Origin of the sequence: Haloarcula sp. Atlit-47R (assembly GCF_003665985.1) — an archaeon.
GTDB classification, from domain to species: domain Archaea; phylum Halobacteriota; class Halobacteria; order Halobacteriales; family Haloarculaceae; genus Haloarcula; species Haloarcula taiwanensis.
In genome coordinates, this window is record NZ_QPLQ01000002.1 from 195,650 (window position 1) to 208,534 (window position 12,885).

A 12,885-nucleotide genomic window follows, 5' to 3' on the forward strand; every position below is an offset into this window, starting at 1 on the left:
TCGTATGCGAGAAAGCGGATACACACGCTTAACAGCGAGTAGGTTCTCCCACCACTATGACCAGTGAGCCCACGGACGAGGGTCTCCTCGGCCACGTACTTCTTCCCGTCACCGACGAGGATGACGCGCTGGCGACGGCGAAGGCGCTCGAACCGTACGAACCAAGGAGCGTGACCGCCTTGCATGTCGTCGAAAAGGGCGGTGGCGTTCCGGACAAGACGCCGGTCGAACAGTCCGAAGAACTGGCCACAGAGGCGTACGCTGCCGTCCGGACAGTGTTCCCTGACGCCAGCGAACACACCGCGTACGGCCGAGATGTCGCGGAGACGATATTCGAGGCCGCTGCAGAAGTGGACGCCAGCGCTATTGCCTATCGGTCCCGTGGCGGGAACCGACTCATGCAGTTTCTCTCCGGTGACGTCTCCCTGAAACTGGTGACAAATTCGGACCGGCCCGTCATTGCACTCCCCCGAGAGGATGGAACATGAGCGAGGAAGACCTTGCCAAGGACCTCGGACCGCTGGCGGCGCTGACTATCGGCGTCGGGACGATGATCGGCGCGGGGATCTTCGTCCTCCCGGGCGAGGCCATCCTCAAGGCCGGGTCGCTGGCGTCCGTGGCGTTCATTCTGGGCGGCGTTATCGCCATGTTCACGGCGTTGTCGGCTAGCGAACTCGGCACAGCGATGCCGCGTTCGGGCGGGGCCTATTACTACGTCAACCACGCGCTCGGGCCGATGTTTGGCTCGGTCGCCGGCTGGGCCAACTGGCTCGGTCTGGCCTTCGCGAGCGCGTTCTACATGGTCGGGTTTGGCCGGTACATCGCCCGCATCTTCGGTCTCTCCGGCAGCGTCGGCGTCGGTCCGATATCGCTCACCGTCGTGAAACTTATCGCACTCGTCGGCGGGGCCTTCTTCGTCCTCATCAACTACGTCGGCGCGAAGGAAACCGGGCGACTGCAGAACATCATCGTCGTCCTGCTTATCGCCATTCTCTCCGTGTTCACACTCCTCGGAACGCTCCGGGCAGAGCCGTCGAACCTGCCGGCCGCTACTGACGTGGTTACGACTCTGGAGACGACGGGACTCATCTTCGTCTCCTATCTCGGCTTCGTCCAGATTACGAGCGTGGCCGAAGAGATCAAAGACCCCGGAAAGAACCTTCCGCGTGCAGTTATCGGCAGCGTCGTCATCGTGACTGTCATCTACGCGCTCGTCCTCGTGATAATGAGCGCGGCCGTTCCGCAGGGGTTCATCGCGGACATCATCAGCTCCGACGCCGAGAACCCGATCGCCGTCGTCGAGGTCGGGAGCTACATTCAGGGGGCTGTAATGGGGGGTGCGCTCCTGTTCGGCGGCTTGCTCGCTACAGCGTCCAGCGCGAACGCCTCCATCCTCGCGTCGTCACGCATCAATTTCGCGATGGGCCGTGACCGGATCGTCACGCCGGCCCTCAACGAGATACATCCCCGCTACGGGACGCCGTACAGAGCAATCGGCATTACCGGCGGCCTGATTCTCCTGTTTATCATCATCGGGGACCTGACGCTGCTCTCGGGCGCTGCGTCGGGCCTGCATCTCATCATCTACGGATTACTCAACGTCGCACTCATCGTCATGCGGTACGTGAATCCGGAGGAGTACGCACCGGATTTCGTGGTGCCGTTGTATCCTCTACTGCCGATTCTGGGAGTCGTGCTCTCCTTTGCCCTACTGGTGTTCGTTGCCAGCGACGCCCTGTTGCTCTCCTTTGGCATCGCCGCCGCAGCGATACTGTGGTACGGGTTCTACGCTCGGTCGCGCACCGAAAAACAGGGCATCCTGTCGAAACACATCATCTCGCGGTCCGACGAAATGCCGGACGCGGCCGTCAGCGCGGCCGCCGGCGTCCAGCCCGATGGCGGGCAGTACCGCGTGATGGTCCCACTAGCCAATCCTGCACACGAACAGGACCTCATTACGCTCGCCAGCGCCATCGCCAAACAGCGCGGCGGAACCGTAATCGCGACCCACATCGTCACCGTCCCCGACCAGACGGCGCTTTCGGCTGCCGCCGACCGATCCGATGAGATCGACAAGAGCTCACAGCAACTGCTCGATAAAGCTCGCGAGGACGCCGAGACGTTCGGCGTCGATGTCGAAACACACACCGTCCTCTCGCACAAGTCCTACGAGGCTATCTTCGACGCCGCCCGCACGCAGACGGCGGACCTCGTCGTGATGGGATGGGGGCCAGACGCGCACGGCTCGCCCGGGCGGGCGGAGTCTGCCATGGACGAACTCACAGAGACAGTTCCCTGTGACTTCCTCGTGCTCCGTGACCGCGGGTTCGACCCCTCGCGTATCCTGCTTCCGACAGCCGGTGGGCCGGACTCCGAGCTGTCGGCCGCCATCGCGAAACTGTTACAGTCCGAATATGGTTCCGACGTGACGCTGCTTAACGTCGACGACGACCGCGAGGCAGGCAAGCAATTCTTGCGGGAATGGGCGGCCGAGCAGGGGCTTGAAGACGCGGAGCGCCTCGTCAAATCCGGCGATGTCGAGACCGCGATCCGGAACGCTGCCACCGATTCGACGCTGCTCCTCATCGGCGCGACCGAGGAGGGTCTACTTCGCCGGCTCGTCTCCAAGTCGCTCGTGCTGGACGTTGTCGACGACGTGGAGTGTTCCGTCCTGCTGGCGGAGAAACGCCGCGACCGCGGCCTGCTTGAGCGGCTGTTCTGAGTAGCCGGTATTTTTTCTGAGACTCCTGCGACGCCATCTCCTGACTTCCCTGACTATCCGCGGAACCAGAACCGCGACATGCCTTTTCGACGCTTCACATCAGCTCATCGTGAAGGTCGTGGAACGACGCGATAGTGAGATCCGGCTCGCCGGCGAACGAGTCCCAGGGGCCGTCATCGCGATTGACCCAGACGCCCTGCATCCCGGCGTGCATCGCCCCGTACACGTCGAAATACCCTGCAGTGACGTGGGCGATTTCCTCGATCTCAGTCGACGTCCGGTCCGATGCGTGACGGTACAGTTCCGCCGCCGGCTTGAACGTCTGGATCTCGTCGGCACTGACAGTGTCTTCGAGCAGGCCGCCGATACCGGCGAAATCAACCATGGAGTCGAGCATCTCGGGGTTCCCGTTCGAGACGACATAGAGGTCGTAGCCGGCGTCGTAGAGTTTGTTCATGCCGTCACGAACGTCGTCGAACACGTCGAGTTCGTGGTAGACGGCGAGAATCTCGTCGCGCTCCTCGGTAGTGATGTCGACGCCGTGGACATCGAGGGCGTACTGGAGCGCGTCGCGGTTCATCTCGTAGAACGGCTTGTAGGCGTCGATCTGGTTAGCGAGGAACGTGTACGCCAGTGAACGAGAGCGCCAGAGCCGGGATACCGGTTTGGGGTCATCTACCCGGTCGGCGAGGGCTTTCTGAGCCGCCTCAACGTCGACGATGGTGCTGTACGAGTCGAACGTAATCGTCGTTACGCGGTCCGGGTCGAACGACATAGGCCCCCGTAGAACCGGGTGCCTCATATAGCCGGTCGCCGAGCCGGACGCACAGCTGTTCGGCACGGGCAGACTCACGACGCTGGGCGTGTTGTGGCCGGTTCCCGCTCAGTGCGCAGACGTCTCCGAGAGGACGGTGACACAGTACACGCCGATGATGATGCGCAATATCCCGACGGCACCGGGGAGGTCGATAGGCCGGTCGAACACGACAGTCCCGATCGCCACGACACCGACGATTCCCAGCGCGGCCCAGGTGCCGTAGACGACGCCGAGACGGGGAACGGGACGTGGGAACCCTTCTGAGAGTTTCAGCGACGTTGTCCCGAGCAGTTCGGACACAATCACGGCTCCGAGGAAGGCGTATGGGTTCACTCGTCGAGAATTGTGGACAGATACGATACATTTCGACTGTCGTCACCTCACCAGTCCCCTTTCCGAGACGCTCCCGGCCCAGTTGACCGTCCTGTGAATAAACCGCGGACAACGGGCGACACTCCCCCTCTCATGTGGCTTTATCTCCCGTGCGGCCGCACTGCGAGCCATGTTTCAGGTACATACGTTCCAGCCGACAGGAGTACGGCCGGTCGCCGCTCGACGCGTGGAGGGCGACAGATGACAGCGCGAGACGTGTATCTCCCGGTCGCAGCCCAGCCGTCGGTCGACACGCTTGTCGGGATGAGCCAGCAGGCCGAGGACAGCGGCTACGACCGGGTCTGGCTCCCGGAGACGTGGGGGCGGGACGCAGTGACGACGCTGACCAGCATCGCCGAACACACGTCGGCGGTCGGCCTCGGCTCATCGATTCTGAACGTGTACTCGCGGTCGCCGGCGCTGCTCGGCCAGACCGCAGCGACACTGCAGGAGGTCTCAGACGGCCGCTTCCGCGCTGGCGTCGGCCCGTCCGGGCCCATCGTCATCGAAGGCTGGCACGGCCGTGAGTTCGAGAGCCCCCTCAAGTACACCCGAGAGACAGTCGACATCATGAAACTGGTACTCTCCGGGGAGACCGTCGACTACGACGGAGACATCTTTTCGCTGTCCGGGTTCCGGCTGCGCTGTGAACCGCCCGAACCCGCGCCCCCCGTGGATGCCGGCGGTCTCGGACCGAAATCAGTCGAACTCGCCGGTCGCTTCGCCGACGGCTGGCACGCGCTCATGCTGACCGCTGACGGCCTTCGGGACCGGCTCGAAGACTTCGAGCACGGCGCGGACCTCGGCGACCGCGACCGCGCCGACCAGCGGGTAACGCTGTCGCTGACGTGCTGTGCGATGGACGACCGGGAGCAGGCCCGCGAACTGGCCCGTCAGCACGTCGCGTTCTACATCGGCGGGATGGGGACGTTCTACCGCGACGCGCTGGCCCGGCAGGGGTACGAGGACACCGCCTACGAGATCGCCGAGCAATGGGGGTCGGGCAACAAAGCGGCCGCCGTCGACGCGATCAGTGACGAGCTACTGGACAGCATTGCCGTTGCCGGGACACCTGAAGAATGTCGTGACCGTATCGCACAGTTCGAGACTATCGATGGCGTGGACGCGATTAACATCTCGTTCCCCCGCGCTGCGGAACGGGACACTATCGACGCGACCATCGACGTGTTAGCACCCTGAAGTGGGGAGTGGCTTTCAGTCGGTCACTACCGGCTCGATGGCGTCGCGACGGCCATCGAGAACGTTGAAGCGCTCGCCACGGCGCTGTTCTAGCCAGCGAAGCAGGCGCTCGGCCCAGCGAAGCTTCTGCCGCTTTTCAGCAGTGACGGACGGATCCTCGAAGTCCCATCCGGGGAATACCAGCGAGGCAGCGCCGAAGTGGTCCGCGAGGAACGCGGCGCGGTCGCCGTCGGTGAAGCCGCCGTAGTTGCGGACCGGCGGGGCGGGTGTCGCCTGCGTCGTCGGTACAACGAACTCACTGTCGTAGGCCGGAATGTGTGTCTCCAGTGCGGGGATGTTGTCACCGTGGGCGTGGGCGACAACCGGCGTCCCGGCGGCAGTCAGTTTCCGCCCGGTATCAGCGTTCTTGTCCAGGTCCGTAACCATACAGTCGACGGCGACGCCTGCCGCCTGGAGACGGTCGGCAGCAGTGGACGCCGCGAGGACCACGTCGGCGTCGGCTGCACGGTCGGCCTCGGTTTCCAGTGACGGGCCGGCTCCGGCGATAGCCACCGATGCACCGTCGAGTCCGAGGGTCGTCGGGTCGTATGTGCTATCGTCGCCGAGCAGTTCGACGAAGCGGTCACAGGCGAGCTCGTCGCCGTCACGAGGGTACCCGAAGTCGTCGAGAATGTCCGAATACACTGGCTCCCAGGTGTGAAATTCCATCTGTTATCAGACGCCACGAAGTGGACATGCTTCTGTCTTGTTTCCCCGGTCAGTCACACTGCACGACGCTGTCACTGGCCCGGAGCGTTGCTGTCGCTACCGGATTCGTGGCCAGATAAACCGAGTTGAGCCGAAATGGCACGTCCGTGTACCCCTACCCGGGTGCCCTTTCGGCTTTCACCCCTTTCTTTCGAGGCCTCCGGTATAAGTTTTCTCTTACCGTCAGACACGAATGGCGGACCTCACGGGCAGCGATAACTTGTTCCACCCCGTAGCTACGCCAGCACTCCGCGACAGCCTCAAGACGGGGCAGTCCTTACGGAGGACAAATGGTCCCGGAACTGTCGGTGAATGCGCAAGACGGTGCAGTTCCGGATTCGCTGGTGATCGTCTCGAACCGCGAACCGTATAGCCACGAGCGGGGCGACGACGGCGAGATACGGGTCCAGTCCGCCGCGGGTGGCCTGACGAGCGCACTCGACCCGGTGATGCAGTCACGGGGTGGCACCTGGGTCGCCTGGGGCAGCGGCGACGCCGATATGGCTGTCGCCCACGAGGGTATTGTCAAAGTGCCGCCGTCGGACCCGGCCTACGACCTGAAACGCGTCCCGCTCTCCGACGCGGCGGTCCAGGGCTACTACTACGGCTACGCCAATCAAGTGCTCTGGCCCCTCTGTCACGAGGATACGGGCCGGATGTGGGCCGAACCAGCCTACTGGGAGCAGTACCGCGCCGTCAACGAGCAGTTCGCCGAGGCCGTCGACACGGTCGCTGACGCGGGCCAGCCGGTCTGGTTCCAGGACTATCATCTGGCGCTCGCCCCTAAACTGCTCCGGGAGCGACGGCCGGAGGCAAGGCTACTGCAGTTCTGGCACATCCCCTGGCCCGCGCCGTCGGTGTTCCAGCACTGTCCCCACAGCGACGCGCTACTCGACGGACTGCTGGCGTGTGACGTCATCGGCTTTCACACAGCAGGGTACGCCGAGCAGTTCCTGCACTGCGTCGATAGTGCGTTCTCCGCGGCAACCATCGACACGGACACCGGGACAGTCACCCGGAACGACGAGCGGACGCGAGTCGTCGCGAACCCCCTAGGTATCGATGCCGAGGGGGTCCGGGACCGAGCGCGTGCTGCCGACGTGGGCAGTATCCGCGATACCGTGCTGGGCGGCAGTCGCTCGGACACGTCCATCCGCCTCGCGCTCGGCGTCGAACGGCTCGACTACTCGAAGGGCATCCCCGAGCGGATTGAGGCGCTGGCGCACCTCTGGGACCGGCGACCGGACCTGCGAGGGGAGTTCACGTACGTGCAGAAGGCAAGTCGAACGCGGGAGGGGATTGCCGCCTACCGACGGTACCGAGCGGACGTCGTCGATGCCGTCGAACGCGTCAACGACCGCTTCGGGACCGATGACTGGCAGCCCATCGTCTACACCGAAGCCACCCTCGACAACGAGACGTTGGCCGGGCTGTACCGGGCTGCCGAGGTCATGGTCGTGACGCCACACCGCGACGGGATGAATCTCGTCGCCCACGAGTATCCGGTCGCCTGTGTTGATGGTGACGGCGCACTCGTACTGAGTGAACTGGCCGGCGCGGCGACCCATCTCGACGGCGCGCTAACAGTCAATCCGCACGATATCGGTGCGATTGCGGACACCATCGAGCGGGCGCTGGAACTGGAGGAAGCGGACAGAGCAGACCGGCTGGCGCGCTTGCAGCAAAGCGCCGAAGCGCTCGACAGTTCACAGTGGGTCGCCAGACAGTTCAGCCCCGGGCAGTCACCGTAGGGGGCCGTCAGTTACCGGCGCTACGCGTTCGACAGCCAGTCCGGCTCCGCGACGGTGGTATCGTCGACCTGCGAAACGGAAAGCGACAGCGTCACCGTCACCGGCTGGCCGTCCCGCTCAGTGGTCACCCGGTACTGGAACGACCGGATGACGCCATCCTCGTCAACAAGGACGGTTGCACTGGCCGAGTCCGTCGTCCCGTTGGCCGAGACGGTCGTCGAGACAGCGTCGTCGGCCGCGAAGCCAGTAACGTTACCCCCTGTCGCTTCGAACCGCGAGACCCTGTCACCGTCGACCGTCTCGGTACCGGCGTACGTCCAGTTGATGTCCGACCCCAGTGACTGGAGCAACGAGCGGTCGATGACACTGCTCTCGTTGACCGGCTGGACCGACCCGTCGTACGGCGGTGACGCAGCCCGGATCTCCGTCATCGCCTCCTCACCGCGGGTGAGGACACGGCGCTGTGTGGTGGTTCCATCGGCGGTGTACGTCGTTGTCACCAGTGTGTCGCCGCCGGCCTGAACCAGTTCGCCCTGCGCTAGCGACCGGTCGTTCGCACGGTCGATAGCAACGGTTCGGTTGATGAACACCGACCGGTTCTCGCCGTCGCGGACCGTCGAAAGTTGGAACGACAGCGACGTGGTAAACGACGAGTTCGACAGCCGCTCGAAGTGTCCGCGTTCGATAGCCGCCGCATCGAAGCCGGACGAGCCGGGTGCGGGGCCGTTGACGTCAGCCGAGGTCGATGTTATTTCGGTGTCTGTTCCAGCTGTACCCGATTCAGTGCCCAACAGCCCGCTACAGCCAGCGGACGCTATCAGTAGCACCGCGAGTGCAAGCGAGAGATGACGGCGTTCGAGAGACATATCGGTGCCACTGTATCAGTGGGTTAGTTCGTTATGGCCGTTCAGCTGTCAGATTCCGTCCGGCTTCAGGGTATACACGGACTCGATGACCGTCCCGCTGCCGTCGCGAGACTGCGGCGATGCCGGTCCCGTCCGACCCGCGTCAGACGCCCGTCATGCACGTCATGAGGGTTTAATACGAACGAAAACGCTATAGGAACCGTGCCACTCGGCTCCGACCCGCTGTCCGAACTCGACATTCCCGACGGAACAACCGTCGAGGAACACGACCTGGTGACCGACGGTGATGTCATCGTCGGCGGCCAGTCAACCGTGGAGTTCGGTGTGCGCGGGCGGACAGTCATTGCCGACGAGCGAGTCCGCTTTGGCGGCCACATCGAAGCCGAAGGTGACTGTCGGCTGGATATGTGGTGTGACGTGGCGGACAACGTGCTGGTCGGCGAGGACGCCTACATCGGCGAACGAGTACACATCGGCGGCGAACTCCGTGTCGCGGGCGACCTTGATATCGGCGACGACGTGGACATCGAGAACGGGTTCGAGGCGAACGGCTGGATCGTCATCCGCAATCCGATGCCGACCATCGTCTTCCTGTTCGTCTACCTCTCACAACTCCTCCGCATCGGCGAGGAAGACGCGGCCGAGGAAGTAATCGACGAGATGCTAGACGACGGCAGTGACGAGCACGACCCGGTTCTGATTCCACGCGGCGCGAGCGTCTCGGATGACGCCTGGCGCGTGTCGACGCCAGCGACGGTCGGCGACGACTGCCGGCTCCACGGAAATATCCGTGCAAAATCACTCGAAGTCGGCCGTGACACGGTTGTCTTCGGAAGCCTCCGCGCGAAAGCCGACATCGTGGTCGGCCGGGGCACAGAGATCAAAGGGGACGTAACGACCCGCAACGGGACCGTCCGCGTCGGCCCGGGCGCGAAGGTCTGGGGCGACATCTCGGGGACGACCGTCGAACTCCACGAGAACGCGACGGTCGACGGGACGATCCGGGCCAGCGAAGAGATGCGAATGCACACCGAAGCGGTTCTGGACCGGCCGGACGAGTCCGCTGCGGCGATGGCGGAAATGGCCGAATCGCTTGAATCTGATACTGACACTACGGAGCCAGCCACCGAAGAGAGCGAGTCCAACGATACCGATCCGGCGGTTGATGTAACAGCGGACGATACCGCTGCCACTGCGGACAGCGCGGCAACCGACGGCGGCGATGGGACTGGCGCACCGACTGGCAGCGATGCTTCAGAAGCCGATTCCGACGTCGAAGAGGCGGCGGAGTCCGCAGAGTAACTGCCCGGACGCTATTTTGCGTGAGAACCGTCCCGCCACAGCATCAGCTCTGAGTCGCACCACTCACAGCCGCCGGCAGCGAAACTCCGTGGCCCGGCCCGTCGATATCGATGCCCGGACCGAACGCCATCGATGGCGGCGTTTCGTCGAGCAACAGGTGGCCATCTAGGTCGACGTAGTCGAAGGCACCGAGCCCAGCGGCGAGGTGAGCGCTCGTCGCAATCCCGGTCGCGCCTTCGAGCATACAGCCGAGCATACAATCGAGCGAGGCGGCCTCAGCGATGGCCGCAATTGCCGCTGCCCCGAGGAGCCCGGACTTCCCGAGTTTGACGTTGATCACGTCGGCAGCCCCGTCGCGAACCACGGTAGTTGCGTCCGCGGGCGTGAATACGGCCTCGTCCGCGGCGACGGGGACCGAGAGTCTGTCGCGGGTCCTCGCAAGACCGCGGATATCGTCCTTCGGCGTCGGCTGTTCGACCAGAGCGAGGTCGACCCCAGCCGTCGCCACCTCGTCGACAAACTGCTCTGTAGCCTTCGGCGTCCAGCCCTGGTTCGCGTCCACGGTAATCGTTGCGTTGGGTGCGGCGTCTGCGACCGCAACGGTTCGGGCCACGTCGTCGTCAATCGCGCCGCCGGTTTTGACCTTTATATGGTCGAAGCCCGCGGCCGCGGCACGGGTGGCTCGCTCGGCTGCCGCGTCGGGCGCGACTATCGGAACGGTAATATCGGTGGTAACTGGGGTCGGCGCTCCGCCGAACAGCTCCGAGAGCGGGATACCGCGGTCGCGACAGTACGCGTCGAGCAGCGCCGTCTCGACGGCGAACAGTGCCGTAACCGCTCCGGGTACTGCGGCCCGCACCTCACCGGCGAGTTCGCGGTAGTCGGCGAGGGACGCTCCCTCAAGCATCGACGTTACCGACCGGGCAGTCGCCACGGCAGCCGGCTGCGTCTCGCCGGTCACTGGCGGTAACGGGGACCCCTCCCCGTGGCCGACGACGCCCGAGTCCGTCTCGACCAGAACGACCAGATTCCGCGCTTTCTCACGAGTTCCGAGCGAGATCTCGAACGGCTCGCGGAGTTCGCGATCGAGCGATTCGACAGAGACACGGTCGATACGGGTCATAGCGCCTCCAGAACAGCTGTGAGGAGTGTCTCCGGGCCGTCATCGTCGTAGATGTTCGCCGCCGGAAGCCCTGTTCTGGCGGTTTCCGCCTCCGGGTCCCCCCAGGTCGAGAGGGCGGCGACTGTCGTCTCTGTGAGGGCGGTAATCGCGCGGCATTCGGCCTCGACACCGGCTACAGTGAGGTCATCGAAGTGGGACCGGGCCTCCCGAGAAGGGTCATCGGCCAGTACGACTGCGTCGGGGGCCGCTCCGTGGAGCAGTCCGAGCGTCACCCCGCCGTATGCGGTGTGCGTGAGGGCGGCCTGCCCTTCGACGAACACGATGTCGTGGTCCGTCGCAACGTCGAGCACCATGTCCTCGACGACGCCCGAGACGAAGTCAGCCGGGACCCGGTCGATGACGACGCCGCGGTCCGCGCCGACGAGGATGCCGGTCTGTCCCGTCGCGACCCAGCCGGCGTCGAGTCCGGCATCGGTCGCGGCCCGGTACAGTTCAAAGGTCGTCGTTCGCTTCCCGACTGCACAGTCAGTCCCCATCGTCAGGACGACGTCTGCGTCGGCCGCAGCCCCGCGGCCGTCACCGAGCGTCAGATCGGTGACGGCTGGAGGTTTCCGAACGTCAACGAGGTCGACACCGTGTTGCTGTGCGCGCTCGGTCCAGGCCGGGCGCTCGCTCAGAAAGACGTGCAAGCCAGAGACGATATCACAGCCCCGCTCCATCGCGTGCTTGATTGCCTCGGCCCATGACTCCGGGAGGTCACCACCAGCGGGCGCGACGCCGATGACAAGGACGGCCGCGTCCGGGGCCCGATCCAGCGCTTCGGTGACGGTTTCGACGACCGGGACGCTGTCGGCAGCAGGCCACTCAAGAGCCGCTCCGGCGTGAGGGCTCGGACACGTCGAGTCCACGACGGCCTGCGCGTCGAACAGCTCTCCGTGCATAACGATACCGTTGGCCGTCTTACCTTCCGGCTGTCCGAACTCCCCCTCCGCGAGCACAACGGCGGGCGTGCCTTCGTCGTATTTTCGCCGCAAGTCCATACTGAAGGACACTGCGGGCGTGACTGACAAACCAGAGCCTTACATGTGTGGCCTCCACTGAGAGTACTGGAGGACGACAACCGGTAATGAAAGCAAGAACAGGCGAGCGCTATCGCGTCACAGAACCCGGAGAGAACGATGGCCACTGACGGCTCCGATATGGCCGCGTCCCCGTCCAGCGGCGGTCTCCAGTTGACACTCAAACTGGAGCATCCCGACTGCTGGATGCGGGAAGTGACGGCGGCCACTGCAGCCAAACTGCTGGTCAACGCGGCGTATCTGGTCGACGGGAAGGTCAAAGCCCACGTCGTCGCATACGCTGAGTCGGCGGCCGCGGTCGAGGCGCTCGTTGCGGCGACCCGGGCATCCGACCACACCCATGCAGTCACAGAAATGGATACTCGTCGTAGCTTCGGCGGGATATCGGCACCGGTAAACAAAGCGACGCGCACGCTTCTCGTCGAATACGGCCCCGAAGAGAGCATCCACGACGCGCTGGTCTCACACGGGTTCATGAATCAAGAGCCGATCCGAATCCGCGACGGGACCGAGTACTGGACGGTCGCTATCGACGAATCGCGGACGACAATACAGGAGAAGCTCGACGCCGTGTGCGCACAGAAAGACGCGACGATCACCGTGACCCAGATTACGTCCGCGACCACCGGAAGCAGGGAGCGGGACGAACTGGCGGTCCGACAGCTTTCCGACAGACAGCGCGACGTGTTCGAACTGGCCCGCAAACGCGGCTATTACGACTACCCGAGAGAGGTAAGCGGGAGCGAGCTAGCCGACGAGCTCGGTATCGCGAAGACGACGTTTCACGAACACCTCCGGAAAGTCGAGGCCACGCTTCTCGGTCCGAGAGACGCCGACCGGGGCTGACGACAACACAGCGTCTCGGCCCACTTGCCAGTTGTCGTGTCTCCTGTCACAGAGCAGGTG

Annotated in this window: 12 protein-coding genes; 6 read left to right on the top strand and 6 right to left on the bottom strand. The window is 64.3% G+C overall.

The features are described 5' to 3' along the window. The first annotated feature begins 56 nt into the window (after positions 1–56). Both DVK00_RS08700 and DVK00_RS08705 read left to right on the top strand, forming a co-directional pair. The gene (locus tag DVK00_RS08700) at positions 57–488 is read left to right on the top strand and encodes a universal stress protein (RefSeq protein ID WP_121536653.1); all 432 of its coding nucleotides are present in this window, start codon (positions 57–59) and stop codon (positions 486–488) included. Continuing rightward, positions 485–2,722, top strand: coding sequence for an amino acid permease (locus DVK00_RS08705; RefSeq protein ID WP_101349635.1), 2,238 nt, complete (start codon positions 485–487; stop codon positions 2,720–2,722). Before DVK00_RS08700 ends, DVK00_RS08705 begins: the two co-directional genes overlap by 4 nt. 94 nt (positions 2,723–2,816) lie before the next feature. Here DVK00_RS08705 and DVK00_RS08710 read toward each other — a convergent pair whose 3' ends face one another. Together DVK00_RS08710 and DVK00_RS08715 are read right to left on the bottom strand one after the other, a co-directional pair. Further along, positions 2,817–3,497, bottom strand: coding sequence for a haloacid dehalogenase type II (locus tag DVK00_RS08710; RefSeq protein ID WP_101349634.1), 681 nt, complete (start codon positions 3,495–3,497; stop codon positions 2,817–2,819). 108 nt (positions 3,498–3,605) lie between these two features. Beyond that, positions 3,606–3,872, bottom strand: coding sequence for a multidrug efflux SMR transporter (locus DVK00_RS08715; protein WP_101349633.1), 267 nt, complete (start codon positions 3,870–3,872; stop codon positions 3,606–3,608). A 240-nt stretch (positions 3,873–4,112) separates the two neighbouring features. Here DVK00_RS08715 and DVK00_RS08720 point away from each other — a divergent pair, with 240 nt between their 5' ends. Next, positions 4,113–5,111: a TIGR04024 family LLM class F420-dependent oxidoreductase gene (locus tag DVK00_RS08720; RefSeq protein WP_101349632.1), complete on the top strand. Its 999-nt coding sequence runs from the start codon at positions 4,113–4,115 to the stop codon at positions 5,109–5,111. Positions 5,112–5,126: 15 nt separating this feature from the next. On the opposite strand, the gene DVK00_RS08725 is transcribed toward DVK00_RS08720, so the two are convergent. Next, positions 5,127–5,819, bottom strand: a complete 693-nt coding sequence (locus tag DVK00_RS08725) for a 6-hydroxymethylpterin diphosphokinase MptE-like protein (RefSeq protein WP_121510951.1) — start codon at positions 5,817–5,819, stop codon at positions 5,127–5,129. 329 nt (positions 5,820–6,148) lie between these two features. On the opposite strand from DVK00_RS08725, the gene DVK00_RS08730 reads away from it, so the two are divergent. Then, positions 6,149–7,609 (top strand): trehalose-6-phosphate synthase, encoded by a 1,461-nt coding sequence (locus DVK00_RS08730; RefSeq protein ID WP_121577590.1) that lies wholly within the window; start codon positions 6,149–6,151, stop codon positions 7,607–7,609. Positions 7,610–7,629: 20 nt separating this feature from the next. Here DVK00_RS08730 and DVK00_RS08735 read toward each other — a convergent pair whose 3' ends face one another. Further along, positions 7,630–8,475, bottom strand: coding sequence for a hypothetical protein (locus DVK00_RS08735; protein WP_121510953.1), 846 nt, complete (start codon positions 8,473–8,475; stop codon positions 7,630–7,632). Positions 8,476–8,676: 201 nt separating this feature from the next. Between DVK00_RS08735 and DVK00_RS08740 the strand changes: the two genes are divergently transcribed. Continuing rightward, positions 8,677–9,777 carry a polymer-forming cytoskeletal protein gene (locus tag DVK00_RS08740; RefSeq protein WP_121577591.1) on the top strand — a complete coding sequence of 367 codons (1,101 nt, stop codon included), beginning with the start codon at positions 8,677–8,679 and terminating at the stop codon, positions 9,775–9,777. A gap of 43 nt (positions 9,778–9,820) precedes the next feature. On the opposite strand, the gene DVK00_RS08745 is transcribed toward DVK00_RS08740, so the two are convergent. Both DVK00_RS08745 and DVK00_RS08750 read right to left on the bottom strand, forming a co-directional pair. After that, entirely contained in the window at positions 9,821–10,900 is a 1,080-nt protein-coding gene (locus tag DVK00_RS08745; RefSeq protein WP_121577592.1) for a dipeptide epimerase, read from the bottom strand. Next, on the bottom strand, positions 10,897–11,940 hold the full coding sequence (locus tag DVK00_RS08750; RefSeq protein WP_101349626.1) for a DUF1611 domain-containing protein: 1,044 nt from the start codon (positions 11,938–11,940) through the stop codon (positions 10,897–10,899). The genes DVK00_RS08745 and DVK00_RS08750 overlap by 4 nt, the downstream gene beginning before the upstream one ends. Positions 11,941–12,078: 138 nt before the next feature. Here DVK00_RS08750 and DVK00_RS08755 point away from each other — a divergent pair, with 138 nt between their 5' ends. Continuing rightward, entirely contained in the window at positions 12,079–12,825 is a 747-nt protein-coding gene (locus tag DVK00_RS08755) for a helix-turn-helix domain-containing protein (RefSeq protein WP_101349625.1), read from the top strand. Positions 12,826–12,885 lie beyond the last annotated feature (60 nt).

Excerpts from the sequence above, each read along its gene's own strand:
- DVK00_RS08700 (WP_121536653.1), top strand. The coding sequence starts at position 57 with ATGACCAGTGAGCCCACGGACGAGGGTCTCCTCGGCCACGTACTTCTT.
- DVK00_RS08705 (WP_101349635.1), top strand. The coding sequence starts at position 485 with ATGAGCGAGGAAGACCTTGCCAAGGACCTCGGACCGCTGGCGGCGCTG.
- DVK00_RS08710 (WP_101349634.1), bottom strand. The coding sequence starts at position 3,497 with ATGTCGTTCGACCCGGACCGCGTAACGACGATTACGTTCGACTCGTAC.
- DVK00_RS08720 (WP_101349632.1), top strand. The coding sequence starts at position 4,113 with ATGACAGCGCGAGACGTGTATCTCCCGGTCGCAGCCCAGCCGTCGGTC.
- DVK00_RS08725 (WP_121510951.1), bottom strand. The coding sequence starts at position 5,819 with ATGGAATTTCACACCTGGGAGCCAGTGTATTCGGACATTCTCGACGAC.
- DVK00_RS08730 (WP_121577590.1), top strand. The coding sequence starts at position 6,149 with ATGGTCCCGGAACTGTCGGTGAATGCGCAAGACGGTGCAGTTCCGGAT.
- DVK00_RS08735 (WP_121510953.1), bottom strand. The coding sequence starts at position 8,475 with ATGTCTCTCGAACGCCGTCATCTCTCGCTTGCACTCGCGGTGCTACTG.
- DVK00_RS08745 (WP_121577592.1), bottom strand. The coding sequence starts at position 10,900 with ATGACCCGTATCGACCGTGTCTCTGTCGAATCGCTCGATCGCGAACTC.
- DVK00_RS08750 (WP_101349626.1), bottom strand. The coding sequence starts at position 11,940 with ATGGACTTGCGGCGAAAATACGACGAAGGCACGCCCGCCGTTGTGCTC.
- DVK00_RS08755 (WP_101349625.1), top strand. The coding sequence starts at position 12,079 with ATGGCCACTGACGGCTCCGATATGGCCGCGTCCCCGTCCAGCGGCGGT.